Here is a 24,152-nt window from a genome sequence, read left to right as displayed (position 1 = left end):
CACCGCCGTCCGGGTCCCCGGATCGCGGCACTCTGCCGGACGTGTCCGACCGCCTGCAGCTGCCCTCGCCTCCCGCCGAGCCCGCGCCGGCATCCTTCCCGCTGCTCGCGAGCCTCGCGCCCGTCGTGGGCGCGGCGGCGCTCTGGCTCGTGACGCAGACGACCACGGTGCTGCTGTTCGCGCTGCTCGGCCCGATCATCGCGATCGCGAGCCTCGGCGACGGTCGGCTCCAGCGACGGCGCTCGCGCCGGCGCGAGGCGGAGCGCTTCGCGCGCGAGTGCGACGTGCTGGGCGAGCGGATCGACGCGGCGCGCGACGAGGAGGCGCGTGCGCTCGCGTCGGCGCATCCCGACGCGCGCGCGTGCGGCTCGGCGCCCGTCAACCATCCGCATCGCTGGCGGCACGAGCCGGGCGAGCCGGTGCCCGTGTCGCTCGGCGTCGGAGCCGTGCCGTCGACCCTCGAGCTCGACGGCTACGCCCAGCCGCAGGAGGAGGACGTGGATCGTCGTGCGCGAGCGCTGCGCGCGCGGGCCGCGGAGGTCGAGGGGCCCCTCGTCGTCGACGCGCGGCTCGGCGTCGGAGTCGTCGCGGCGCGCGGCGTCGGCGACGCGCACGTGCGGAGCATGGCCGTGCAGGTGCTCGCGCAGCTCGCGCCCGACCGGGTCTCGCTCGTCGTGGAGGCGGACGCGTCGTGGGCCTGGATCGACGCGCTGCCGCACCACGTCGACCGTCGTGTCGTCGACGATCGGACCCTCGTGCGCATCCTCGGCGACGACGTCGAGGTCACGCTCGCGAGCGCGGCGGACGCGGCGGCGCTGCCGCGCGACTGCCGCGTCGTCGCCCAGGCCGCGCTCGACGCCGTGCGCGTCGGCGATCGGCGCTGCACTCCGAGCCTGCTCGCCGCGCGCGAGGCCGCCGCCGCCGCGACGCGGCTGGCGGAGGCGGCGGTCGAGGCCGGGCTGGGCGGCGCCCGAGCGCTGCCGTCGCTCGTGCCGCTGGCCGACCTCGCCCAGGATGCGCCCGGGGTGCTGCCCGCGACCTTCCTCGTCGGCGATCGACCGTTCGCGATCGACCTCGCCGTCGACGGGCCGCACGCCGTCGTCGGCGGCACGACGGGATCGGGCAAGAGCGAGCTGCTGATCGCCTGGATCGCGGCGCTCGCGCGTCGTCACGATCCCGACGCGCTCGCGGTGCTCCTCGTCGACTTCAAGGGCGGCGCCTCGTTCGCCGCGCTGCGCGACCTGCGCCACTGCGTCGGCCTCGTCACGGACCTCGACGAGCAGGGCGCGACCCGTGCGATCGAGAGCCTGCGCGCCGAGATGCGTCATCGCGAGCGGGCGCTGCACGAGCAGGGTGCCCGCTCGATCGACGAGGCGACCGGCCTCGGCCGCCTCGTCATCGTCGTCGACGAGCTCGCCGCGATGCTCCACGACCAGCCCGAGCTGCTGCGCCTCTTCACCGACGTCGCCGCGCGCGGGCGCAGCCTCGGCATGCACCTCATCCTCTGCACGCAACGACCGGCGGAGGCGGTGCGCGACGGCGTGCTGGCGAACTGCGGCGTGCGGATCTCGCTGCGCGTGCCCGACGAGGCCGATGCCGTCGCCGTCACGGGCGTGCCCGACGCCGCACGGCTGCGCCTCGACGAGCGCGGGCGCTGCGTCGTACGCATCGCCGGGCAGTCGACCGTGCACGCGCAGTCGGCGCTCGCCGATCCCGCGCTGCTCGAGCGGCTGGTCGCCGACTCGCGGGCGCATGCGGCGCCACGGCGCCCGTGGTGCGACCCGCTGCCCGACCGGTTGCCGGTGACGGAGCTGCCCGCGACCGACGAGCCGGGCGCCGTGGTGCTCGGACTCGTCGACCGACCCGCGCAGCAGCGCATCGACGCCGTGCGCTGGCGCCCCGCCGTCGACGGACCGCTCCTCGCGCTCGGCGCCGCCGCGAGCGGCAAGAGCGCGCTCGTCGACCTGCTGGGGGCCGCGGGCGCCACGGTCGTGCGCGACGAGGAGTCGCTGTGGGACGTCGTGCACGAGCGGATCGAGCCCGGCATGCTCGCGATCGACGACGTCGACGCGCTCCTGGCGCGCATGGACGACGAGCATGCGCACGAGGTGTCCGCCCTCCTCGCACGGCGGATGCGCGAGGGCGCCGGCGTCGGTCACGGCGTCGCGCTCACCGCGCGGCGCACGACCTCGGCCATGGGGCAGCTCGCATCGCTCGCCGACACGCGCCTGCTCCTGCGGCTCGCGTCGCGTCAGGAGCATCTCCTCGCCGGTGGTGCCTCCGACCGCTACGACCCCGCGATGCCACCCGGCGGCGCGTGGCTCGACGGCGAGCGCGTGCAGCTCGCGCTCGCGGCGACCCCTGCCGTGGCGCGACGGCCGCTTCGGGTGGCGGTGCCCGACGGGCCCGTCGCGATCGTCGCCGCCGCGCCCGCGGACGTGCCGAGAGGCCTCGGCGCCACGGGCACGCCGCAGGCGCCTTCCGACGTCACGATCGGCCTCGTGGGGGAGTGGGAGGCGGCGTGGGGCTCGCTCGACCGGCTGCGCGTCGACCGACCGGTCGTCGTCCTCGGGGCCGAGGATCGTGCCGTCCGGCAGGTGCTGCGCGGCGCGCCCCTCTCGCCCGTCCTCCGCGGGGAGCGTCGGTGGATGCTCGCCGACGGCCTCGCGCATCGGCTCGCGTAGCGCGTCCCTCGGCGCGGCGGGCGCCGGAGGCGTAGCGTCGGCGCATGCCGCACCGCGCTGCACCGAAGGTCGTCGTGCCTGACGTCGTCGGACTGCCCTTCCACGTCGGGCGGGACGTCGCGACCGATGCGCGCGTCGCGCTCGCGAACCCGGACCCGGACGGCCCGCCGATCGCGAGCATCGCGTGGCCGGGCGCGTTCGTCATCGTCCGCCAGCATCCGGCGGCCGGCGCGCTCGTGCACGAGTGGGACTCCGTCGCGATCGAGGTCCAGCGCGACGACGCGGGCGCCGACCCGACGCCCGCGCGCTCGCCCGCGGCGCCGCGACCCACCGCGCCGCTCATCGCCGACGCTCGCGAGGACGCCGACGGCTGACCGCACGATGCGCGCGGCGCATCCTCGCGTCAGGCGTCGACGACGCTCGCGACGCGGCGCGGATCGGCGAACGGCATCGGGACGGTCGGCACCTCGCCGAGCGCGAGCTCGGCGAGGTGCTCGCCGATCGCCGCGGCGTGCTTGAAGCCGTGCCCGTTGCAGCCGCCCGCGACGAGCAGCCGCGGGCCGACGCGACCGACGACGAACTGATGGTCGGCGGTGCGGCCGTACATGCAGGGGCGCACGTGGGCCGGAGTCGAGTCGACGCCCGGCAGGGCCGCCGCTGCCAGGCGCGAGACGAGCGCGCCGTCGCGCGCATCGACGCTGCCCACGAGGTCGTCGGGCCGGATGGGCACGAAGGCTGGGTCGTCGGCGGGGCCGAGCTTCACGAGGCCGCCCGGCAGCGCGCCGTGGCCCCACATCCACGCGTCGCCGACGGCGGCGACGACGACGCCGAGCCGCTGGGCCGACAGCTCCTGCTCGTGCCCGCGCCGCGGCGCGAACCACGTGACGAGCGTCCGCGTCGGCGTGACCCCCAGGCCGGGCACGAGCTCGCCCGTCCACGCACCGGCCGCGATCACGACCTGATCGAAGCGCTCCCTGCGCCCCGCGACGTGCAGGACGCCCTCAGCAGCATCCCGCGCGTCCACCCGCGTGCCCTCGCGCAGCGTCGCGCCCGCGGCGCGTGCCGCGGCCGCCGCCGCGAGCACGGACGGCTCCGCCGCGAGGATGCCAGCGGCCGGGTCCACGACGCCGACCGCGTCGTCGGCGACGCGCAGCATCGGCCACCGCTCGCGCACGCGCGTCGCGTCGAGCACCTCGTGCGACACGCCCGCCGCGGTCGCGACGGCCAGGGAGTCGCGCACGAGCACGGAGTCGGCGGGACCGACCGAGACGCCGCCCGTCACGGTCAGCAGCCGCTCCCCGGCACGCTCCTCGAGGTCGCGCCAGAGAGCGGCGGAGCGCTCTGCGAGCGGCACGAGCCCCGCGTGCTCGACGCACAGCCTGCGGTAGAGCCGCGTCGCACCGTGCGACGACCCGCGATCGTGGCCGATCGCGTGCGCCTCGAAGCCCACGACGTCGGCGCCGGCGGCAGCGAGCCGCCACGCCGTCATCGACCCCCAGGCGCCGAGGCCGACGACGGCGACGCGCATCAGAGCGCCGAGAACGCCTCGTCGATGACCGCGATGGCGTCCTCGAGCTGCGCATCGGTGATCGCGAGGCTCGGCAGGAAGCGCAGCACGTTGTAGTCGGTGCCGGCGGTGAGCACGAGCACGCCCTGCTCGCCCGCCGCCTTCGAGATGGGGGCCGACGGCACGGGATCGCCCGTCGCGGGGTCGACGAGCTCGATCGCGAGCATCGCGCCGCGACCGCGCACCTCGGCGATCACGTCGTGCTTCGCCTGCAGGCCCTCGAGCAGCGGCCGCAGCACCGACTCGATGCGCTGCGCCTTGCCGTTGAGGTCCGCCGACTCGATCTGCTCGAGCACCGCGACAGCTGCGGCGCACGAGACGGGGTTGCCGCCGAAGGTGCCGCCGATGCCGCCCGTGTGCACCGCATCCATGATCTCGGCGCGACCCGTGACGCCCGCGAGCGGCATGCCGCCCGCGATGCCCTTGGCCGACAGCACGAGGTCGGGCACCCAGCCGAAGTGCTCGGAGGCGAACGTGCGGCCCGTGCGGCACACGCCCGACTGCACCTCGTCGGCGATCATCACGACGCCGTTCGCGGTGCACCACTCCTGCATGGCGGGAAGGTAGCCGTCGGCGGGCACGATGAAGCCGCCCTCGCCCTGGATGGGCTCGACGACGAGGCACGCGAGGTCCTCGACGCCCACGTGCTTCTCGAGGTACCAGATGGTGCGCTTCGCCGCGGCGGCGCCGTCGAGGCCGTCGCGCAGCGGGTAGGAGCCGGGCGCGTGGAAGATGTCGGACGCGAGCGGGCCCATGCCCGTCGCGTACGGCGCCGGCTTGAAGTTCATCGTCATGGTGAGGTTCGTGCGGCCGTGGTAGCCGTGCTCGAGCACCGCGACGGCGCGGCGGCGCGTGTACCGGCGCGCGATCTTGACGCCGTTCTCGACGGCCTCCGAGCCCGAGTTCACGAAGAACGACCGCTTCTCGAAGTCGCCGGGCGTGAGCTCCGCGAGCAGCTCGGCGACGCGCACGTACGACTCGTACGGCGTCGTGCCGAACAGCGAGTGCGTGAGGCGCGCGACCTGCTCCTGCACGGCCGCGACGACCTGGTCGTTCGTGTGGCCGACCGTCGTGACGCCGATGCCGCAGCCGAGGTCGATGAACCGGTTGCCGTCGACGTCGGTGATGATCGCGTCGTGCGCCGAGGCGATGAAGACGGGCAGCTGGTGCGGCACGCCCTGCGGCACCACCTTCGCCTTGCGTGCGAGCAGCTCCTGGCTGCGCGGACCCGGGATGGGGGTCGTGACGGAGCGGGACTGGGGCGCGAGCACGTCGGTCATGCACCGATCCTACGCTCGCGCGCCGCCGCAGCCCGCGGGCCTGGCTAGCCTGGGTGGCATGCGCCATGAGTACCGCGTCGGGGTCGAGTGGACGGGCGCCGGCGACGTCGGCACCGAGGGCTACCGGTCGTACGCGCGCGACCACGTCGTGCGGGTCGCGAGCCTGCCCGACATCCTCGGCTCCGCCGATCCGACCTTCCGCGGCGACCGCACGCGCCACAACCCGGAGCAGCTGCTCGTCGCGGCGCTCGCGCAGTGCCACATGCTGTCGTACCTGCACCAGGCGGTGACGCGCGGCATCGTCGTGACCGCGTACGAGGACGAGGCGCTCGGCGTCATGACGACCCAGGGGACGGGCGGCGCGTTCGACCGCGTGCTGCTGCGGCCGCGCGTCACGGTGCGGGACGCCGACATGGCCGCCGTGGCGCTCGAGGCGCACGTGCAGGCGTCGAAGGACTGCTTCATCGCGTCGTCGGTCGCCTTCCCCGTCGACCACGCTCCCAGCATCTGGCACGACGGGATGCTCGTCGCCGGCGAGGCACCAGGGGCCGACGCGCGGGCGTGAGGCCGTCCTGCCCCTCGGCTCGACGGGGTCGATCGGCACGAACCGCGTCGCGCTCGCCGCGGCGCATCCCGACCGGTGGCCCCGCTGCCGTGTCCCCTCCTTCCCACGAGGAGTGGCCACGATTGGTCGAGCACTGGCCACGAACGGCGAGCACTGGCCACGAACGGGCGAGCACTGGCCACGGACGGTCGGACGCTGGCCACGAAGGGCGAGCACTGGCCATGAAGGGCAGCCCTTCGTGGCCACTCGCCGTCGCTCGGGTTGCCGGCCGACCGGCGAGGCGGGACAGACGGGCCGAACCCGAGATCGGCTACCAGGCGCGAGCACTGGCCCCGAGCGGTCGGGCGCTGGCCACGAACGGCGAGCATGGGCCATGAATGGCAGCCCTTCGTGGCCACTCCTACTCGTCGCCCGCGCCGAGTTCGCCGAGCCGCGCCGAGCCCGCGTCAGGCCGGCTCCACCACCACGTCGATCGGCGCTGCGTCGAGCGCGGCGACGACGGCGACCGCGTCGTCCCAGTACGGCTCGTAGTGGTAGGGATCCTGGTTCACCTGCACCGTGTGCGCCACGAGCGTCGGCGGCATGCCGTCCCGCTCCGCGACGTCGTCGAGCGCCTGGTAGAAGAGCACGGCCGAGCCGTACGCATCCATCCGCACCTCGTACGGCCCCCAGCCGGTGCGCTGCTGGAACAGCCCTCGCGAGTCGGGGCCGGCCTGATCGCCGAAGTCGACGACGGTGAGGCTCGACTCGCCCATCGCCGCCATCACCGCGATGGTGCGGTCGCGATCGGACAGCCCGAGGTCCGAGCCCGCCTGCAGGATGATGGCGGCGTTCGTGAGCTGCTCGCGGTCCCACCCGGCGACGCTCGAGGGCACGGCGCCCGAGACCGTCGCGGTCTGCTCCCACGGCTCGATGCGCGGCTGCAGCACCCACGCGAGCACGGCGATCGCGACCGTCGCCGCTGCCACGATGCCCGTCGCGATGCCGACGCGACGCCGCTCCTGTGCCGCGAGCCGCGCGCGTGCGGCGGCGGAGCGGGATGCCGGACGACGTCGGGCGCCGGACCCACGACCGCGCGCCGACGCGCGGCTGCGAGCTCGGGACGCGGTGGGCATGCGGCAAGGCTACGAGCGCTCCCCATGGGCGAGCCATGCCCGTCACGTGCCGAGACCCACAGCATCCCCGCGTAGCATCGGTCGGCGATGGACTCGGTCCTGCTCTACATCCTCGGCGTCGTCATCCTCGTGATCGGCCTCGCCGTGTCGATCGCGCTCCACGAGGTGGGCCACCTCGTGCCGGCGAAGCGCTTCGGCGTGCGCGTCGGGCAGTACATGATCGGCTTCGGGCCGACGCTCTTCTCGCGCCGCAGGGGCGAGACCGAGTACGGCGTGAAGGCCATCCCGCTCGGCGGCTACATCTCGATGGCCGGCATGTTCCCGCCGCGGCGTGCGGGCGAGGCCGGGCGCACCGCATCCACGGGCTTCTTCGACACGCTCGTGCAGGATGCGCGCGACGTGTCGGCGGAGACGGTCGAGGAGGCGGGGGAGGAGCGCACCTTCTACCGCCTGCCGGTGTGGAAGCGCATCGTCATCATGCTCGGCGGGCCGTTCATGAACCTCGTGCTCGCGTTCGTGCTCTACGCGATCGTGCTGTGCGGGTTCGGCGTCGCGCAGCCGGGCACGACCATCGCGTCGCTGTCGGAGTGCGTGATCCCGGCGAGCCAGGAGCGCAGCGACTGCACGGCATCCGACCCGGCGGCGCCGGCCGTCGCCGCGGGCATCGAGCCCGGCGACGTCATCGTCGCGATCGACGGACGACCGGTCGACTCGTGGGCGGACGTGCAGGCCGGCATCCGCGACGACGCCGGGCAGCAGCTCACGTTCACGGTCGAGCGCGACGGCGCCGACGTCGACCTGCAGGTGACGCCGATCGCGACCGAGCGCTACGTCACGGACGCCGACGGGGAGGTCGTGGAGGTCGACGGGCAGCCGCAGGTCGAGACGGTCGGCTTCATCGGCATCGGGCCGCAGTACGAGATCGTGCAGCAGCCGATCACGGAGGTGCCGGTCGCCGTCGCGGACAACGTCGCACGCGTCGCGCAGGTGATCGTGACGCTGCCGGTTCGGCTGGTGGAGGTGGCGCAGGCGGCGTTCGGCGGCGGCGAGCGCGACCCCGAGGGCCCGATCTCCGTCGTGGGCGTCGGTCGCATCGCCGGCGAGATCGCCTCGCTCGACCAGGTGCCGATCGCCGAGCGCGCGTCGTCGATGCTCGGCATCCTCGCGTCGCTCAACGTCGCGCTGTTCGTCTTCAACCTCGTGCCGCTCATGCCGCTCGACGGCGGCCACGTGCTCGGCGCGGTGCTCGAGGCGATCCGGCGCGGGTTCGCGCGGATGCGCGGCCGACCGGATCCCGGACCGATCGACACGGCCCGCTGGGTCCCGGTGACGCTCGCGGTCACGGTGGTGCTCGGTCTCATGAGCGCCCTGCTCATCTACGCCGACATCATCAACCCGATCTCGATCCTCCCCTGAGCAGGGACTGGCCACGAGAGGTCGATCGGTGGCCACGAAGGGTGACCATCGGCCGCGAATGGCTGCCCTTCGTGGCCACTCCCGCGCTCACACGGCAGGGATGACGACCCCGCGTCGCGCGAAGGCCTCGCGTACGCGCGGAAGCACGTCGGACATCGGCCGTCGCAGGTGCTCCTTCGTGACTCGGACCACGATCCACCCGACGCGCTCGAGGTCGGCGAGTCGGTCGATGTCGCGGGCGAACTGCCTTGCATCGACTCGGTGCTGCTCTCCGTCGTACTCCACGGCGATGCGCAGATCGGGCCAGGCCATGTCGACGCGGGCGACGAAGACCCCCGCGTCGTCGCGCACGTCGAGGTTCAAGTGGGGCTCAGGGAGCCCGTGACGCACCAGGAGGAGCCGCAGCTCGCTCTCGCGCGGCGACTCGGCGCCGACGCGCGCGAGCGCGATCGCCGCGCGGAGCCGACCGAGGCCGCGTGCGCCCCGGAAGTGCTCGAGGCGCTCGACCAACGCGGCCTTCGAGACCGACATCCGGTTCGCGGGATGGAGCAGCCAGTCGATCGCGACGACGAGCTCCGGCACGCTCAGCATCGTCGCGAGATGGATGACGGTGTCGAGCGGGCATTCGACGGGGACCCCGTCCACCTCGACGACCTCGGCCTTCACGCGGTGCCCGACGACCTCCGGGCGACGCATGCGATTGACGCCGCTGGGTGACGAGACATGGATGCGACCACCGCGCAGTCGTGCAGGCAGCGGAATGCCGTGGATGGCCGCAGCGGTGACGTGCGAGAGGAACTGGTCCGTCCGTGCGAGCTCGAGGAGTGCCGTGACGAGGACACCGTGGTCGATCGCGAGCGACGCGGCGATGCGGGTGCCGCGCACCGGCGTCGAGAAGGCTGGGCCACGCATGGATCCGCGCGTGAGGCCGCGGTCGTAGCCGGATCGGACCGAGAAGGGCTCGTGCATGCGCGGAGCATGTCCGGCGCCTCGACGCAGCGGGGAGCCTCGCGTCGAGCGTGGTGGAGACGTTCCCCTTGTGAGGGAGCCGTCGACCGCGTCCCTCCAGGCGTGGGTGATGACCTCATGTCCTCATCGTTCGTCGGCGTCGGGGTGGATGCACCAGTGGCCACGAAGGGCTGCCCTTCGTGGCCGATGGTCGCCCAACGTGGCCGACGTCGGACCGTTCGTGGCCAATCGGTGCCGTTCGTGGCCAGTCGGTGCCGTTCGTGGCCAGTCGGTGCCGTTCGTGGCCAGTCGGTGCCGTTCGTGGCCAGTCGGTGCCGTTCGTGGCCGACGCGCCCCGAGCGGTCCGTCGGGACGTGGACGCCACCGGTCGGCGGCGGCGAGCCGCGCCGGAGCCGGGCCTAGGGTGGGGACATGGCCGCCATCAACCTCGGCACGCCGGAGGTGCGCACGCTCGCGCCCCGCCGCCGCACCCGGCAGATCCGCGTCGGCAGCGTCCTCGTCGGTGGCGACGCGCCCGTGTCGGTGCAGTCGATGACGACCACGCGCACGACCGACGTCGACGGCACGCTGCAGCAGATCGCGGAGCTCACGGCGACGGGCTGCGACATCGTGCGCGTCGCGGTGCCGACGCAGGAGGACGCCGACGTCCTCCACGTCATCGCGGCGAAGAGCCAGATCCCGGTCATCGCCGACATCCACTTCCAGCCGAGGTACGTCTTCGCCGCCATCGACGCCGGATGCGCCGCCGTGCGCGTGAATCCCGGCAACATCCGCAGGTTCGACGACCAGGTCGGCGAGATCGCCAGGCGTGCGGCGGCGGCGGGAGTGAGCCTGCGCATCGGCGTCAACGCGGGCAGCCTCGAGCCGAGCCTGCTCGCCAAGCACGGCAGGGCGACGCCCGAGGCGCTCGTCGAGTCGGCGGTGTGGGAGGCGAGCCTGTTCGAGGAGCACGACTTCCACGACTTCAAGATCTCGGTGAAGCACAACGACCCCGTGACGATGGTGCAGGCGTATCGGCTGCTCGCGCAGGCGGGCGACTGGCCGCTGCACCTGGGCGTCACGGAGGCCGGCCCCGCCTTCCAGGGCACGATCAAGTCGGCGACGGCGTTCGGCATCCTGCTCGCCGAGGGCATCGGCGACACCATCCGCGTCTCGCTGTCGGCGCCGCCGGCCGAGGAGGTCAAGGTCGGCCTGCAGATCCTGCAGTCGCTCGGCCTGCGCGAGCGCCGCCTCGAGATCGTCTCGTGCCCGTCGTGCGGCCGTGCGCAGGTCGACGTCTACACGCTCGCCGACGAGGTCACCGAGGGCCTCAAGGACGTGACGGTGCCGCTGCGCGTCGCGGTTATGGGATGCGTCGTGAACGGCCCGGGGGAGGCGCGCGAGGCCGACCTCGGCGTCGCGAGCGGCAACGGCAAGGGGCAGATCTTCGTGAAGGGCGAGGTCGTGAGGACGGTGCCGGAGTCCGAGATCGTCGCGACCCTCATCGAGGAGGCGCGCCGCATCGCCGCCGAGCAGCCCGACCTGCCGTCGGGGTCGCCGACGGTCGTCGCCTCCTGACGTGCCCGGCATCCGCGTCCTCCAGCACCCCGCGCAGCGCCGCACCCTCGTGGTGCTCTCGATCGGGCAGGCGCTCGGCGGCGTCGGCAACGGCGTCGCGCTGGGCGTCGGCAGCCTGCTCGTCGAGCAGGTGACGGGCGATCCGGCGTTCGCGGGCCTCGCCGCGACGCTGCTGACGCTCGGCGGCGCGATCCTCGCCGTGCCGCTCGCGCGCCTCGCCGCCCGGCGCGGTCGTCGCGCGGCCCTCACGACGGGTGCGCTCGTCGGTCTCACGGGCACGTCGACGATCGTCGTCGGCGGCACGATCGACGCGTGGCCGATCGCGCTCGCGGGCTTCCTGCTGCTGGGCGCCGCCGCTGCCGTGAACCTGCAGTCGCGCTTCGCGGCGACCGACCTCTCGGTGCGCTCGCACCGCGGCCGCGACCTGTCGCTCGTCGTGTGGATGACGACGATCGGCGTCGTCGTCGGCCCGCAGCTCGTGCCGCCCGGCGACGCGCTCGGCCTCGCGCTCGGCCTGCCGCACCTCGTGGGCGCCTACGTCATCGTCGGCGTCATGCAGGCGCTCACGGCGCTCGCGCTCGCCGTCGGCCTGCGTCCGGATCCGCTGCTCGCGGCGCAGGCGATGCGCGGCGACGAGCCCGGCGCCGCCTCGGCGACGACGCCGGCCCACGCGCGGCTCGTCGACCATCCGCGCGCGCTGCTCGCGATCGTCGTCGTGGCGAGCGCGCACGCGACGATGGTCGGCATCATGGCGCTCACGCCCGTGCACCTCGAGCACGCCGGCCACTCGCTCGCGGGCATCGCCATCACGATGAGCGCCCACACGGCGGGCATGTACGCGCTCTCGCCCGTCTTCGGCATCCTCGCCGACCGCGTCGGCAGGCTGCAGACCGTGCTGCTCGGGCAGGCGCTGCTCGTCGGATCGATCGTCGTGAACGTCGTCCTGTCGGACGACCTCGCGCCGCTGTCGCTCGCGCTGCTCGGCCTCGGCTGGAGCGCAGCGACCATCGCGGGCTCGACCCTCGTGAGCGAGGCGTCGCCCGACCGCGTCCGCCCGCGCATCCAGGGTCGATCGGACCTCGTGCAGGGCCTCACGGGCGCCGCGGCCGGCGCGGTGGCCGGGCCGATCCTCGGCCTCGCGGGGTACGCGGGGCTCTCGCTCGCGATGGCCGCGTTCGTCGTCGTCGGATGCGTCGCCGCGATCGCGGCGGCACGCCCGGCGCGCGCCGACGCACCGGATGCGCGCGCCGACGCCGACGCGCCCGACGCGCCGCCGAGGTCAGCCGCCGTGCAGGCGCCACCCAGCGGGACGCTGCGCGATGGCACTACCGTCGATGACGCACCACGCCGACCCCTGGAGGACCATCCGTGAACGCTGTGCCGGGCCGCGCGCCCATCACGAAGGACGAGCTCGCACGCGGCGGGCAGGTGATCCGGGCGGTCCAGCAGTCGTTCGCGTCGAAGGTCGTCGGCCAGGCCGACCTCCTGCAGTCGCTGCTCGTGGCGGTGCTCGCGAACGGCCACGTGCTCATGGAGTCGGTGCCGGGTCTGGCGAAGACGACGGCGGCGGCGACGCTCGCGCGCGCGGTCGACGCGACGTTCCACCGCATCCAGTGCACCCCCGACCTCCTGCCCTCGGACATCGTCGGCACGCAGATCTACGACCAGCACGAGGGCACGTTCCGCACGCAGCTCGGCCCCGTGCACGCGAACTTCGTGCTGCTCGACGAGATCAACCGCTCGAGCGCGAAGACGCAGTCGGCGATGCTCGAGGCGATGCAGGAGCGGCAGACGTCGATCGGCGGCGAGTCGCACCCGCTGCCGCGCCCGTTCCTCGTGCTCGCGACGCAGAACCCCATCGAGCAGGAGGGCACGTACACGCTGCCCGAGGCGCAGCTCGACCGCTTCCTGCTCAAGGAGATCCTCACCTACCCGTCGCCGACGGAGGAGGCGGAGATCGTGCGCCGCATCGAGTCGGGCGTGTTCGAGACGGATGCCTCGCCCGTCGCGTCGGTGCAGGACGTGCAGTTCCTGCAGGAGCTCACGAAGCGCGTCTACGTCGACCAGGCGATCACGAACTACGTCGTGCAGCTCATGTACGTCACGCGCCACGCGAAGGACTACATCGGCGCGCAGCTCGCCGGCTACATCGAGTACGGCGCGAGTCCCCGCGGCTCGATCGCGTTCACGCAGGCGACGCGCGCGCTCGCGCTCGTGCGAGGCCGCGACTACGTCATCCCCGAGGACGTCAAGACGCTGCGCCACTCGATCCTGCGCCACCGCATCATCCTCGGCTACGAGGCGGAGGCGGACGGCGTGACGAGCGAGCAGATCGTCGACGCCATCTTCGACGCCGTGCGCACGCCGTAGGGGCTCCCATGCAGCGCAGGCTCCAGAAGGTGAAGACGAAGATGGCGATCCACGCCCATCGGCGCACCTTCGAGCTGCTCGACGGCAACTACCAGTCGATCCATCACGGCCGCAGCCACGACTTCGACGATCTGCGCGAGTACGCGCCGGGCGACGAGGTGAAGGACATCGACTGGAAGGCGACGGCCCGCTCGACGACGCCGCTCGTCAAGCGGTACATCGCGTCGCGGCAGCACAACGTCGTCGTGGTCGTCGACACGGGTCGGAACATGGCGGCGACGGCCGAGAGCGGGGAGTCGAAGGAGGACGTCGCGATCCAGACGATCGGCATCCTCTCGTACCTCGCGATCAAGCACGGGGATCGCGTCGCGATGTACGCCGGGAACGCCGAGCACACGGGCTTCACGCCCGAGGGGGGCTCGGAGGCGCACCTCGAGCGGATGCTGCGGATGCTCGACGAGCAGATCTCCCTCGACGCGCCGGACAGCGACCTGCAGCACGTGCTCGAGCAGGTGGCGCGCAGCGTGCGTCGCCGTGCGCTCGTCGTCATCGTCGCCGACGACCTCGCGTACACGCGCGAGCTCGACCAGGTGCTCGGCAGGCTGCACGTGCGTCACGAGGTGCTGTGGATCTCGATCGGCGACGCGGACCTCATGGCGCGCGACGCGAGGGCTCCGGCCATCTTCGGCGTCGCGCACGACGCACCCCTGCCCGACTACGTGCGGCGCGACAAGGCGCTCATGCGCGCGTTCGACGAGGGCATCGAGCGCCGTCGCCGCACGCTGCAGCAGGAGCTGCTCTCGCTCGGCATCGCCGCCGAGCGCATCCCGTCGTCCGACGAGGTCATCCCCGCGCTCTTCCGACTGCTCGAGAGGCACCGTCGTGTCCGCCGTTGACGCTCCCGACCTGTACGGGCCGTTCCAGTACCACCCGTGGTGGGTGCTGGGCGTGCTGCTCGTCGTCGCGCTCGGCATGGCGTACTACGTCGTCTGGCTCGCGACGCGGCCGCGCGGCATCCTCGTGCCGCCGCCTCCGCCGCCGCGCAAGGTCGACGTGCGCTCCCTCAAGCAGAAGTACCTCGCGATGATCGACGAGGTCGCCGAGGAGCACGAGGCGGGCGAGCTCGACGCGCGCCGGCTCTCGCAGCGCCTCAGCCTCGTGCTGCGCTTCTTCGCGCACGAGTCGACGGGCGTCGTCGCCGAGGTCATGACCCTCGAGGACCTCGCCGAGGCCGACCTGCCCGCCGTGCACGGCGCCGTCGCGCAGTACTACCCGTCGTCCTTCCGCCGCACGGCGAAGCACGACCCCGAGGGTGCGATCGACCTGGCCAGGAAGGTGGTGTCGACGTGGATGTAGGGCTGCTGCTGTGGTGGTGGATGCTGCCGCTGCTGCTCGTCGTCGGCGGCGCCGTCGGCGTCCTCGCCATCGTGCGCAGGCGGCGCGCCGAGCGCGGCAAGCCCGTCGCGCACATGGATCGCCTCACGGCGCTGCCGCGCTACCGGGCGGCGTTCGCGCGGTATCGGGCCTGGACGGCGCTCGGCCTCGTGCTGCTCGTGCTCGCGGGCATCGGCACGGCCTTCGTCGCGGCGCGCCCCGCGGCGGTGAACGCGAACCAGAACGACGACTACAAGCGCGACATCCTGCTGTGCCTCGACGTGTCGGGCTCGATGGTCGACGTCGACGCCGAGATCCTCGGCGTCTTCCAGCAGATCGCGACGGGGCTCGACGGCGAGCGCATCGGCATGCGCATCTTCGACGCGTCGAGCGTCATGGCCTTCCCGCTCACGAGCGACTACGACTACATCATCGAGCAGCTCGGTCGGTACCAGCGGGCGCTCGAGGGCAGCCTCGGCCCGGACGAGCAGTTCAACTACGCCGCCGGAACCTCGAACGGCAACGGCGCCTCCCTCGTCGGCGACGGCCTCGCCTCGTGCGCGCTCGACTTCGCGAGCACGGACGACACCGATCGGCCGCGCTCGATCATCCTCGCGACCGACAACATGGTGAACGGCCAGCAGATCTTCTCCCTCGAGCAGGCGGGGCAGCTCGCGATCGACAACGACGTGCGCGTCTACGCGATCAACCCGTTCGACTTCGGTGGCGATCCCGTCTCCGCCCAGCTGCAGAACGTCGCGGAGACGACCGGCGGCGCGTACTTCGCGCTCGACTTCGCCGACACGGTCTCGAGCATCGTCGAGCGGGTGAACGCGATCGAGGCGGGCTACATCGAGACGCCGCCCGAGGTGCAGATCGTCGACCGCCCGGGGCCGCTGCTGCCCATCCTCATGATGCTCGTCGTCGGCATCTGCATCGTGGCGTGGAGGGTGCGACTGTGACCTTCCTGCCCGACATCCCCGTCGGCGTCCTCGCGATCGTGGGCCTCGTGCTCGTCGCCCTGTGCGCGTGGCGCCTCGTCGCCGAGCGCGGCCGACGCATCCACTGGATCCGCCGCACGCTCATGGCGCTCGTCGTGATCGCGATGGTCGCGCGTCCCGGCGTGCCCGGCGGAGAGGTGCCGACGGGCTCGATCAACGTCAACGTGTTCCTCGTCATCGACACCTCGCAGTCGATCGCCGCGGAGGACTGGGGCCAGGGCCAGCCGCGCATCCAGGGCATCCGCGACGACGTGCGCGACGTCGCGTACGCGTTCGCGGGGTCGAACATCTCGGTCATCACGTTCGACTCGGAGCCCGAGCTGCGCGTGCCGCTCACGGACGACGGCTCGGCCGTCATCGAGCTCGTGAACGCGCTGCGGCCCGAGATCGGCTTCTTCTCGCAGGGCTCGTCGATCTCGGCCGCGCGCGACATGCTGCAGCAGGAGATCGAGCGCGCGGACGCCTCGCACCCCGGCGCGCCCACGATCGTCTTCTACATGGGCGACGGCGAGCAGACCGCCGAAGCACCGCCGCAGTCGTTCGACACCGTCGCGCCGCTCGTCGACGCCGGCTTCGTGCTCGGCTACGGCACCGAGCAGGGCGGACGGATGCAGGAGTCGTCGTTCGAGACGCCGCAGCAGCCGGTCTACGTGCAGGATCCCGCGGGCGGCGACGCCATCAGCCGCATCGACGAGGGCGCGCTCGAGGAGATCGCCTCGCAGCTCGGCATCAGCTACCTGCACCGCTCGGCCGACGTCGACCTCGCGCCGTCGCTCGAGTCGATGACGTCGCAGCAGGGCGAGGTCGACCTGTCGCAGTACGAGGAGGCGAGGCTCGACCTGTACTGGGTGCTCGCCGTGCCGCTCTTCCTGCTGCTGGCGTGGGAGCTGTGGGTGTTCGCGTCGGCGCTGCGGCTGCGCTCGGGCGCCACGAGGAGGCGATCATGACCGACACGATGACGAGGGATGCGGCGCCCGCCGCGAGCACGTCGCCGCCGCACGTGCCCCCGCCGCGCCGCCGTCGGCGCTGGACCGACGACGCACGTCGCCGCCTGCGCCGCATCCTCATGCTCGTGCTCGTGCCCATCACGATCGCGGGACTCGTGCTCGCCGGCAAGCTCATGAGCGTCAACGCCTTCGCGGACGCCTCCCAGAACGCCTACGAGCGACGCGCCTACCAGGAGGCGGAGCTGCAGGCTCGCGGCCTGCAGTGGTGGAACGTCCTCGAGCCGTGGAAGGCGCCGTACGACGTCGGCGTCGCGCTCGGCATGCAGGGCAGCCCCGAGCAGCTCGTCGAGGCGCGTGCGCTGCTCGAGGAGGCGCTGAGCCTCAACGGCGAGGAGGGGTCGAACGAGTACTGCGTCATCCTCGTCTCGATCGTCTACGTCGTGGAGAAGCAGGGCGACCAGGCGCGCGAGGCGGCCGACACGCAGACCGCGAATGGCCTCTACCAGGAGGCGCTCGGCATCATCGACGCCGCACCCGAGGGATGCTTCGCCGAGCCCACCCCGATCCAGGCGGACACGGGGGAGCAGCTCGAGCAGTCGGTGCCGCGCATCGAGGAGAAGATCGAGGACGAGTCCGGCGGCGGGGGCGACTCCGACCAGGAGTCGGAGGGCGGCGAGTCGTCCGAGGACCCGAGCGAGGGTGACGGCGAGCCGCAGACGCAGCAGGAGCAGCTCGAGGAGCAGAACCAGCAGGCGCAGGAGCAGCAGCAGCAGCAGGACGAGTACAACCAGCAGCAGGGCGAGGAGCCGGGCGGCGGGGGCGTCGACCAGCCTTGGTGACGCCTCCGGCGCGTGCGGCCCGGCACGCCCCGGCTCGTAGGATCGTGGGGTGATCCGGCTCTCCCAGCTCTTCCTGACCACGCTGCGCGACGACCCCGCCGAGGCGGATGCGGTCAGCCACCGCCTGCTGCTGCGCGCCGGCTACATCCGCCGCGCCGGCTCCGGGCTCTTCGCCTGGCTGCCGCTCGGCCTGCGGGTGCGCCGCCGCATCGAGGACGTCGTCCGCGAGGAGATGACGGCCGCAGGCGCGCAGGAGGTGCTCTTCCCCGGCCTGCTGCCGCGGGAGCCGTACGAGCGCACGGGTCGTTGGACGGAGTACGGCGACGGCATCTTCCGCCTGCAGGACCGCAAGGGCGCCGACCACCTGCTCGCGCCGACGCACGAGGAGGTCTTCACGCTGCTCGTGCAGGACGTCGTGTCGTCGTACAAGCAGCTGCCGCTGACGATCTACCAGATCCAGGACAAGTACCGCGACGAGACGCGGCCGCGGGCGGGCCTGCTGCGCGCGCGAGAGTTCACGATGAAGGACGCCTACTCGTTCGACGTCGACGACGCGGGCCTCGCGGCGAGCTACCAGGCGCAGCGCGACGCCTACGAGCGCATCTTCGCCAGGCTCGGGCTCGAGTACGTCATCGTCGCCGCCGACGCGGGCGCGATGGGCGGCTCGCGATCGGAGGAGTTCCTCACCCCGACGGCGATCGGCGAGGACGCCTTCGTGCGATCGGCGGGCGGCTACGCCGCGAACGTCGAGGCGTTCACGACGCTCGTGCCCGAGCCGGTGCCGTTCGACGACGCGCCTGCGGCCGTCGTGCACGACACGCCCGCGACGCCCACGATCGAGACGCTCGTCGCGCACGCGAACGCGCATCAGCCGCGCACCACGCCGTGGACGGCCGCCGACACGCTGAAGAACGTCGTGCTGCGGCTCACGCACCTCGACGGCACGCGCGAGATCGTCGTCGTCGGCATCCCCGGCGACCGCGAGGTCGACGAGAAGCGCGCCGAGGTCGCCTTCCAGCCCGCGACGGTCGAGGCGGCGACGGAGGCCGACTTCGCCGCCAACCCGGGCCTCGTGAAGGGCTACATCGGGCCGTGGTCGCCCGCGGGACCGGTGCTCGGCGAGGCGTCGACGACCGGCATCCGCTACCTCCTCGACCCCCGGATCGTCGACGGCACGACGTGGCTCACGGGCGCGAACGAGGAGGGCAGGCACGTCTTCGGCCTCGTCGCCGGCCGCGACTTCGTCGGCGACGGATGGGTCGAGGTCGCCTCGGTGCGCGAGGGCGACCCCGCGCCGGACGGCTCCGGGCCCGTCACGATCGAGCGCGGCATGGAGATCGGCCATGTCTTCCAGCTCGGCCGCAAGTACGCCGAGGCGCTCGGCCTGCAGGTGCTCGACGAGGCAGGCCGCCTCCAGACCGTGACGATGGGCTCGTACGGCATCGGCGTCACGCGCAACCTCGCGGCGATCGTGGAGGCGCACCACGACGACAGGGGCATCGTGTGGCCGCGCGAGATCGCGCCGTTCGACGTCCACGTCGTCGCCACGGGCCGCGACGCCGCGGTCTTCGAGATCGCCGAGCGCCTCGTCGGCGAGATCGAGGCGACGGGCCTCGAGGTGCTCTACGACGACCGCCCCAAGGTGAGCCCGGGCGTGAAGTTCGGCGACGCGGAGCTCATCGGCGTGCCACGGGTCGTCGTCGTCGGCAGGAACGCCGCGGAGGGCCTCGGCGAGCTCTGGGACCGCGAGACGGGCGAGCGCGCCGAGGTGCGTCTCGACGAGGTCGTGGCGCGCCTGCGCGACTGACGCGGGAGGGACGACGAGGGCCGGGCGCAGCGCGCCCGGCCCTCGCCGCATCCGGTATCCTCGAAGGTCTGCCCGACCACAACTGCATACCTGGAGGCGCCATGGAGATCGACCTGAGCGTGCTGAAGCACCTCGAGCGCGAGCGCGAGGTCCCGTTCGACGAGCTCGTCCGCATCACGGAGCAGGCGATCCTGCAGGCGTACCTGCGATCGCAGGAGCACCGCGGCGCCGACGCCCCTCGCGTGCGCGTCACGATCGACCGCAAGAGCGGCCTCGTGCAGGTGTTCGAGACGGAGACGGACGAGGACGGCAACGTCATCGGCGAGTCGCCCGTCGGCCAGGAGGACTTCGGCCGCATCGCCGCCTCCGCGGCGAAGTCCGTCATCTTCGAGCGGCTGCGCGCGCACTCCGACGAGTCGATCCTCGGCGAGTTCAAGAGCCGCGAGGGCGAGATCGTCGCCGGCGTCGTGCAGCAGGGGCCGAACCCGCGCATGGTCTACGTGCAGATCGGCGAGGTCGAGGCGATCCTGCCGCCGGAGGAGCGCGTGCCGGGCGCGGAGTACCGGCACGGCCAGCGCCTGCGCGTGCTCGTCACGAAGGTCGAGCGCGGCCGCACGGGCCCCCAGGTGACCGTGTCGCGCACGCACCCCGCGCTCGTCCGCAAGCTCTTCGCGCACGAGGTGCCGGAGATCGCGAACGGCCAGGTCGAGATCGTCGCGATCGCGCGCGAGGCCGGCCACCGCTCGAAGATCGCCGTCGTCGCGAAGGCGCCGGGCATCAACGCGAAGGGCGCCGCGATCGGCGAGCTCGGCGCGCGCGTGCGCGCGGTCCAGGCCGAGCTCGGCGAGGAGAAGATCGACATCGTCGACTACTCCGACGACCTCGCGACGTTCGTCGCGAACGCCCTGAGCCCCGCGAAGGTGACGGACGCGTTCGTGCTCGACGCGAAGCTCAAGGCCGTCCGTGCGCTCGTGCCCGACTTCCAGCTCTCGCTCGCCATCGGCAAGGAGGGCCAGAACGCCCGCCTCGCCGCGAAGCTCACGGGCACGAAGATCGACATCCAGCCCGACTCCGTCATGGACGAGGACTAGGGAAGCGTGGAGGGCGTTCGGGCGTTGGGATAGACTGATGCCCATCCGCATGTGCCTCGGCTGCCGCATGCGCTGCGAGCAGGACGCCCTGGTGCGTCTCGTCGCGGCGAGCGGCCAGGTGATCGTCGACGAGGGTCGACGCGCACCGGGCAGGGGCGCGTGGGTGCACGAGGACGCAGCGTGCGTCCAGCGAGCGATCCGCTCGCTGGGGCACGCGCTGCGATCGCGTGGACTCGACGCGACGCCCATCGCAGCGTGGGCGGCACGACTGGCCGGAGACGGCCACGACAGGAAGACAGAAACCACCATGGACAACTGATGAGCGGCTCGAGATGAGACCCGTCAGCTAGAACGTCCGTCCCCTGATCCGGGGTCGGACCCGGACAGGAGAACCAGTGGCAAACCCACGTGTGCATGAGATCGCCGCCGAGCTCGGCGTCGAGAGCAAGGTCGCGCTCGCGAAGCTGAAGGAGATGGGGGAGTTCGTCAAGGGCCCCGCATCCGCCGTCGCTCCGCCGGTCGCGCGCAAGCTCAAGGCCGCCCTCGAGGAGGCCGGTCTCGCGAAGCAGCCCGAGGCTGCGCCGGCGCAGGCGAAGCCCGCGTCGAAGCCCGCAGCCAAGCCAGCTGCGAAGCCCGCCGCGGCGGCGCCGGAGGCGGCGAAGCCCGCAGCCGAGCCTGCCGCGCCCGCAGCCGAGGCGCAGCCGGCCCCCGCGGCCGAGAAGCCGGCGACGCCGACGCCCGGCGCGCCGACCCCGAACGCCATCCCGCGCCCCATGGCGCGTCCCGGCGCACCGCGCCCCGGCAACAACCCCTTCGCCTCGTCGCAGGGCATGGGTCGTCCGCGCGGCGGCAACAACCCGTTCACCGCGCGTCCGACGCGCGACTCGCCTCGTCCCGGCGCCCCGCGGCCCGGCGCACCCCGTCCGGGTGCCCCGCGTCCCGGCTCGCCGCGTCCCGGCGCGCCCCGCGGCGGCCAGGGCGGCCCCGGCGGCGGCCTCGGCTTCCAGCGCCCCGGCGCCGGCCAGCCCGGTCGTGGCGCCCCCGGTCGTGGCGGTCCCGCATTCGCGGGTCGTCGCGGGCGCGGTCCCGGCGGCACCGCAGGCGCGTTCGGCAAGGGCGGCGGCAAGGCGAAGTCGCGCAAGTCGAAGCGCACGAAGCGGCTCGAGTTCGAGATGCGCGAGGCGCCGTCGCTCGGCGGCGTGCGCGTCCGTCGCGGCGAGGGCCAGGTCGTCCGCATGCGCCGCGGCGCATCCATCTCGGACTTCGCCGAGAAGATCGACGTGAGCCCCGGCGACCTCGTCACCGTGCTCTTCCACCTCGGCGAGATGGCCACGGCCACCGAGTCGCTCGACGAGTCGACGTTCGAGATCCTCGGCGAGGAGCTGGGCTACAAGATCCAGATCGTCAGCCCCGAGGACGAGGACAAGGAGCTCCTCGAAGGCTTCGGCCTCGACCTCGAGCAGGAGCTCGAGGACGAGGACGAGGACGACCTCGAGTTCCGCGCCCCCGTCGTCACCGTCATGGGTCACGTCGACCACGGCAAGACGCGCCTGCTCGACGCGATCCGCAAGTCGAACGTCATCGAGGGCGAGGCCGGCGGCATCACGCAGCACATCGGCGCGTACCAGGTGTACCGCGAGCACGAGGGCATCGACCGTGCGGTGACGTTCATCGACACCCCCGGTCACGAGGCCTTCACGGCCATGCGTGCCCGTGGTGCCCGCGTCACCGACCTCGCGATCCTCGTGGTCGCGGCCGACGACGGCATCATGCCCCAGACGGTCGAGGCGCTGAACCACGCGCAGGCCGCCGGCGTGCCGATCGTCGTCGCGGTCAACAAGGTCGACAAGGAGGGGGCGAACCCCGCCAAGGTGCGTCAGCAGCTCACCGAGTACGGCCTCGTGGCCGAGGAGTACGGCGGCGACGTCATGTTCGTCGACGTGTCCGCGCTCACCGGCAAGGGCGTCGACGACCTCATCGAGGCCGTCCTGCTCACCGCCGACGCCGGCCTCGACCTGCGTGCGAACCCGAACAAGGAGGCGCGCGGCGTCGCGATCGAGGCTCGCCTCGACAAGGGTCGCGGTGCGGTCACGACCGTCCTCATCCAGTCGGGCACGCTCCGCGTCGGCGATGCGATCGTCGCGGGCACGGCCTACGGCCGCGTGCGCGCCATGACGCTCGACGACGGCACCCCCGTCGACGAGGCGTGGCCGTCGATGCCCGTCCAGGTGCAGGGCCTCTCGTCGGTCCCGCGCGCAGGCGACACCTTCCTCGTCACCGAGGAGGACCGCACCGCGCGGCAGATCGCCGAGAAGCGCGAGGCCGTCGAGCGCAACGCGCTGCTCGCCAAGGCCCGCAAGCGCCTGTCGCTCGAGGACTTCAAGCTCGCGCTCGAGCAGGGCAAGGTCGAGACCCTCAACCTCATCATCAAGGGTGACGTGTCCGGTGCGGTCGAGGCGCTCGAGGAGTCGCTGCTCAAGATCGACATCGACGACTCGGTCGACCTCCGCATCATCCACCGCGGCGTCGGTGCGATCACGGAGTCCGACGTGAACCTCGCGACGGTCGACGACGCCGTGATCATCGGCTTCAACGTGCGACCCGACACGAAGGCGCGCGAGCGGGCTGCCCGCGAGGGCGTCGACGTGCGCTTCTACAACGTCATCTACGCGGCGATCGACGACATCGAGAGCTCGCTGAAGGGCATGCTGAAGCCGGAGTACGAGGAGGTCCAGTCGGGCGTCGCGGAGATCCGGGAGGTGTTCCGCTCGTCGAAGTGGGGCAACATCGCCGGCGTCATCGTGCGCTCCGGCACGATCACCCGCAACGCGAAGGCTCGCGTCATCCGCGACGGCGTCGTGCTGGCCGATGGCCTCGCCATCGAGTCGCTGCGCCGCTTCAAGGACGACGTCACCGAGGTCAAGACCGACTTCGAGTGCGGCATCGGCCTGGGCAAGTTCAACGACATCCAGATCGGCGACGAGATCGAGACCATCGAGATGGTCGAGAAGCCGCGCGACTGAGTCGCACGGCGCGAGGATGGGGTGGCTGCGGCCACCCCATCCGTGCATCCGGATCGATCCGGACGCGAGGGAGGGCGCCGCAGGCGCCAGGACGAGAGGAGGAGCCGTGGCCGAGAACCCCAGGGCCCGCAAGATCGCGGACCGCATCCAGGAGATCACGGCGAAGACGCTCGAGCGCGAGGTCCGCGACCCGCGACTCGGCTTCGTGACGATCACGGACGTGCGCGTCACGGGCGACCTGCAGCACGCGTCGATCTTCTACACGGTGTACGGCACCGACGAGGAGCGCGACGACTCGGCGGCGGCGCTGCAGTCGGCGAAGGGCGTCGTGCGCCGCGAGATCGGCAAGGGGCTCTCGCTGCGCCTCACGCCGTCGATCGAGTTCATCCTCGACGCGCTGCCCGAGAGCGCGGCGTCGATCGACCACCTGCTCGACGAGGCGCGCTCGCGCGACGCCGCGACGGCGCAGCAGCAGTCGACCGCGACGTACGCGGGCGAGGCCGACCCCTATCGCAAGCCGCGCGAGGCCGACGAGGAGGACTGAGCC

The 24,152-nt window shown here is 72.8% G+C and carries 21 protein-coding genes; 17 read left to right on the top strand and 4 right to left on the bottom strand.

The window, feature by feature from the left end; all coding sequences use genetic code 11:
* Positions 1–41: 41 nt before the first annotated feature.
* A complete protein-coding gene (locus C1N71_RS09740) occupies positions 42–2,684 on the top strand; it encodes an FtsK/SpoIIIE domain-containing protein (protein WP_137756214.1) in 2,643 nt (880 codons plus the stop codon).
* Positions 2,685–2,728: 44 nt separating this feature from the next.
* The gene (locus C1N71_RS09735; RefSeq protein WP_137756213.1) at positions 2,729–3,058 is read left to right on the top strand and encodes a hypothetical protein; all 330 of its coding nucleotides are present in this window, start codon (positions 2,729–2,731) and stop codon (positions 3,056–3,058) included.
* A 29-nt stretch (positions 3,059–3,087) separates the two neighbouring features.
* On the opposite strand, the gene solA is transcribed toward C1N71_RS09735, so the two are convergent.
* Both solA and C1N71_RS09725 read right to left on the bottom strand, forming a co-directional pair.
* Entirely contained in the window at positions 3,088–4,212 is a 1,125-nt protein-coding gene (gene solA / locus C1N71_RS09730) for an N-methyl-L-tryptophan oxidase (RefSeq protein ID WP_137756212.1), read from the bottom strand.
* Positions 4,212–5,531 (bottom strand): aminotransferase class III-fold pyridoxal phosphate-dependent enzyme, encoded by a 1,320-nt coding sequence (locus C1N71_RS09725; protein ID WP_137756211.1) that lies wholly within the window; start codon positions 5,529–5,531, stop codon positions 4,212–4,214. The genes solA and C1N71_RS09725 overlap by 1 nt, the downstream gene beginning before the upstream one ends.
* Positions 5,532–5,589: 58 nt before the next feature.
* Between C1N71_RS09725 and C1N71_RS09720 the strand changes: the two genes are divergently transcribed.
* Entirely contained in the window at positions 5,590–6,096 is a 507-nt protein-coding gene (locus C1N71_RS09720) for an OsmC family protein (protein ID WP_137756210.1), read from the top strand.
* A gap of 446 nt (positions 6,097–6,542) precedes the next feature.
* Here the strand turns inward: C1N71_RS09720 and C1N71_RS09715 are convergent, their stop codons facing one another.
* Positions 6,543–7,211 (bottom strand): peptidase M23, encoded by a 669-nt coding sequence (locus C1N71_RS09715; RefSeq protein WP_137756209.1) that lies wholly within the window; start codon positions 7,209–7,211, stop codon positions 6,543–6,545.
* Positions 7,212–7,298: 87 nt separating this feature from the next.
* Here C1N71_RS09715 and C1N71_RS09710 point away from each other — a divergent pair, with 87 nt between their 5' ends.
* A complete protein-coding gene (locus C1N71_RS09710) occupies positions 7,299–8,627 on the top strand; it encodes a M50 family metallopeptidase (protein ID WP_137756208.1) in 1,329 nt (442 codons plus the stop codon).
* A gap of 87 nt (positions 8,628–8,714) precedes the next feature.
* Here the strand turns inward: C1N71_RS09710 and C1N71_RS09705 are convergent, their stop codons facing one another.
* Entirely contained in the window at positions 8,715–9,596 is an 882-nt protein-coding gene (locus C1N71_RS09705; RefSeq protein ID WP_137756207.1) for an endonuclease domain-containing protein, read from the bottom strand.
* A 411-nt stretch (positions 9,597–10,007) separates the two neighbouring features.
* Between C1N71_RS09705 and ispG the strand changes: the two genes are divergently transcribed.
* The 13 genes from ispG to rbfA all read left to right on the top strand — a co-directional run bounded on the left by ispG (position 10,008) and on the right by rbfA (position 24,149).
* Positions 10,008–11,153 (top strand): flavodoxin-dependent (E)-4-hydroxy-3-methylbut-2-enyl-diphosphate synthase, encoded by a 1,146-nt coding sequence (gene ispG, locus C1N71_RS09700; protein ID WP_137756206.1) that lies wholly within the window; start codon positions 10,008–10,010, stop codon positions 11,151–11,153.
* A 1-nt stretch (position 11,154) separates the two neighbouring features.
* Positions 11,155–12,525, top strand: a complete 1,371-nt coding sequence (locus C1N71_RS09695; RefSeq protein ID WP_217495985.1) for an MFS transporter — start codon at positions 11,155–11,157, stop codon at positions 12,523–12,525.
* Complete coding sequence (locus C1N71_RS09690; RefSeq protein ID WP_137756205.1) at positions 12,522–13,523, top strand: AAA family ATPase; 1,002 nt, start codon at positions 12,522–12,524, stop codon at positions 13,521–13,523. Before C1N71_RS09695 ends, C1N71_RS09690 begins: the two co-directional genes overlap by 4 nt.
* 8 nt (positions 13,524–13,531) lie before the next feature.
* On the top strand, positions 13,532–14,419 hold the full coding sequence (locus C1N71_RS09685) for a DUF58 domain-containing protein (protein ID WP_137756204.1): 888 nt from the start codon (positions 13,532–13,534) through the stop codon (positions 14,417–14,419).
* Positions 14,406–14,879: a hypothetical protein gene (locus C1N71_RS09680; RefSeq protein WP_137756203.1), complete on the top strand. Its 474-nt coding sequence runs from the start codon at positions 14,406–14,408 to the stop codon at positions 14,877–14,879. Before C1N71_RS09685 ends, C1N71_RS09680 begins: the two co-directional genes overlap by 14 nt.
* Positions 14,870–15,859: a vWA domain-containing protein gene (locus C1N71_RS09675; protein ID WP_137756202.1), complete on the top strand. Its 990-nt coding sequence runs from the start codon at positions 14,870–14,872 to the stop codon at positions 15,857–15,859. The genes C1N71_RS09680 and C1N71_RS09675 overlap by 10 nt, the downstream gene beginning before the upstream one ends.
* Positions 15,856–16,845 carry a vWA domain-containing protein gene (locus C1N71_RS09670; protein WP_137756201.1) on the top strand — a complete coding sequence of 330 codons (990 nt, stop codon included), beginning with the start codon at positions 15,856–15,858 and terminating at the stop codon, positions 16,843–16,845. The genes C1N71_RS09675 and C1N71_RS09670 overlap by 4 nt, the downstream gene beginning before the upstream one ends.
* Positions 16,842–17,684 (top strand): hypothetical protein, encoded by an 843-nt coding sequence (locus tag C1N71_RS09665; protein WP_137756200.1) that lies wholly within the window; start codon positions 16,842–16,844, stop codon positions 17,682–17,684. Before C1N71_RS09670 ends, C1N71_RS09665 begins: the two co-directional genes overlap by 4 nt.
* A 49-nt stretch (positions 17,685–17,733) precedes the next feature.
* The gene (locus tag C1N71_RS09660; protein WP_137756199.1) at positions 17,734–19,491 is read left to right on the top strand and encodes a proline--tRNA ligase; all 1,758 of its coding nucleotides are present in this window, start codon (positions 17,734–17,736) and stop codon (positions 19,489–19,491) included.
* 101 nt (positions 19,492–19,592) lie between these two features.
* Positions 19,593–20,582: a transcription termination factor NusA gene (gene nusA / locus C1N71_RS09655; protein WP_137756198.1), complete on the top strand. Its 990-nt coding sequence runs from the start codon at positions 19,593–19,595 to the stop codon at positions 20,580–20,582.
* Between the two features lie 37 nt (positions 20,583–20,619).
* Positions 20,620–20,901 carry a YlxR family protein gene (locus C1N71_RS15510; protein WP_137756197.1) on the top strand — a complete coding sequence of 94 codons (282 nt, stop codon included), beginning with the start codon at positions 20,620–20,622 and terminating at the stop codon, positions 20,899–20,901.
* 76 nt (positions 20,902–20,977) lie between these two features.
* Entirely contained in the window at positions 20,978–23,605 is a 2,628-nt protein-coding gene (gene infB / locus C1N71_RS09645) for a translation initiation factor IF-2 (protein WP_175414176.1), read from the top strand.
* A gap of 106 nt (positions 23,606–23,711) precedes the next feature.
* Positions 23,712–24,149: a 30S ribosome-binding factor RbfA gene (gene rbfA / locus C1N71_RS09640; RefSeq protein WP_137756196.1), complete on the top strand. Its 438-nt coding sequence runs from the start codon at positions 23,712–23,714 to the stop codon at positions 24,147–24,149.
* Positions 24,150–24,152 lie beyond the last annotated feature (3 nt).

Source organism: Agrococcus sp. SGAir0287 (assembly GCF_005484985.1).
Lineage (GTDB): Bacteria > Actinomycetota > Actinomycetes > Actinomycetales > Microbacteriaceae > Agrococcus.
This window is presented reverse-complemented; position numbering and strand designations above follow the sequence as displayed.

Bases quoted from the DNA above. Each gene is read 5' to 3' on its own strand.
- C1N71_RS09735 (WP_137756213.1), top strand. From the start codon at position 2,729: ATGCCGCACCGCGCTGCACCGAAGGTCGTCGTGCCTGACGTCGTCGGA.
- solA (WP_137756212.1), bottom strand. From the start codon at position 4,212: ATGCGCGTCGCCGTCGTCGGCCTCGGCGCCTGGGGGTCGATGACGGCG.
- C1N71_RS09725 (WP_137756211.1), bottom strand. From the start codon at position 5,531: ATGACCGACGTGCTCGCGCCCCAGTCCCGCTCCGTCACGACCCCCATC.
- C1N71_RS09720 (WP_137756210.1), top strand. From the start codon at position 5,590: ATGCGCCATGAGTACCGCGTCGGGGTCGAGTGGACGGGCGCCGGCGAC.
- C1N71_RS09715 (WP_137756209.1), bottom strand. From the start codon at position 7,211: ATGCCCACCGCGTCCCGAGCTCGCAGCCGCGCGTCGGCGCGCGGTCGT.
- C1N71_RS09710 (WP_137756208.1), top strand. From the start codon at position 7,299: ATGGACTCGGTCCTGCTCTACATCCTCGGCGTCGTCATCCTCGTGATC.
- C1N71_RS09705 (WP_137756207.1), bottom strand. From the start codon at position 9,596: ATGCACGAGCCCTTCTCGGTCCGATCCGGCTACGACCGCGGCCTCACG.
- ispG (WP_137756206.1), top strand. From the start codon at position 10,008: ATGGCCGCCATCAACCTCGGCACGCCGGAGGTGCGCACGCTCGCGCCC.
- C1N71_RS09685 (WP_137756204.1), top strand. From the start codon at position 13,532: ATGCAGCGCAGGCTCCAGAAGGTGAAGACGAAGATGGCGATCCACGCC.
- C1N71_RS09665 (WP_137756200.1), top strand. From the start codon at position 16,842: ATGACCGACACGATGACGAGGGATGCGGCGCCCGCCGCGAGCACGTCG.
- nusA (WP_137756198.1), top strand. From the start codon at position 19,593: ATGGAGATCGACCTGAGCGTGCTGAAGCACCTCGAGCGCGAGCGCGAG.
- C1N71_RS15510 (WP_137756197.1), top strand. From the start codon at position 20,620: ATGCCCATCCGCATGTGCCTCGGCTGCCGCATGCGCTGCGAGCAGGAC.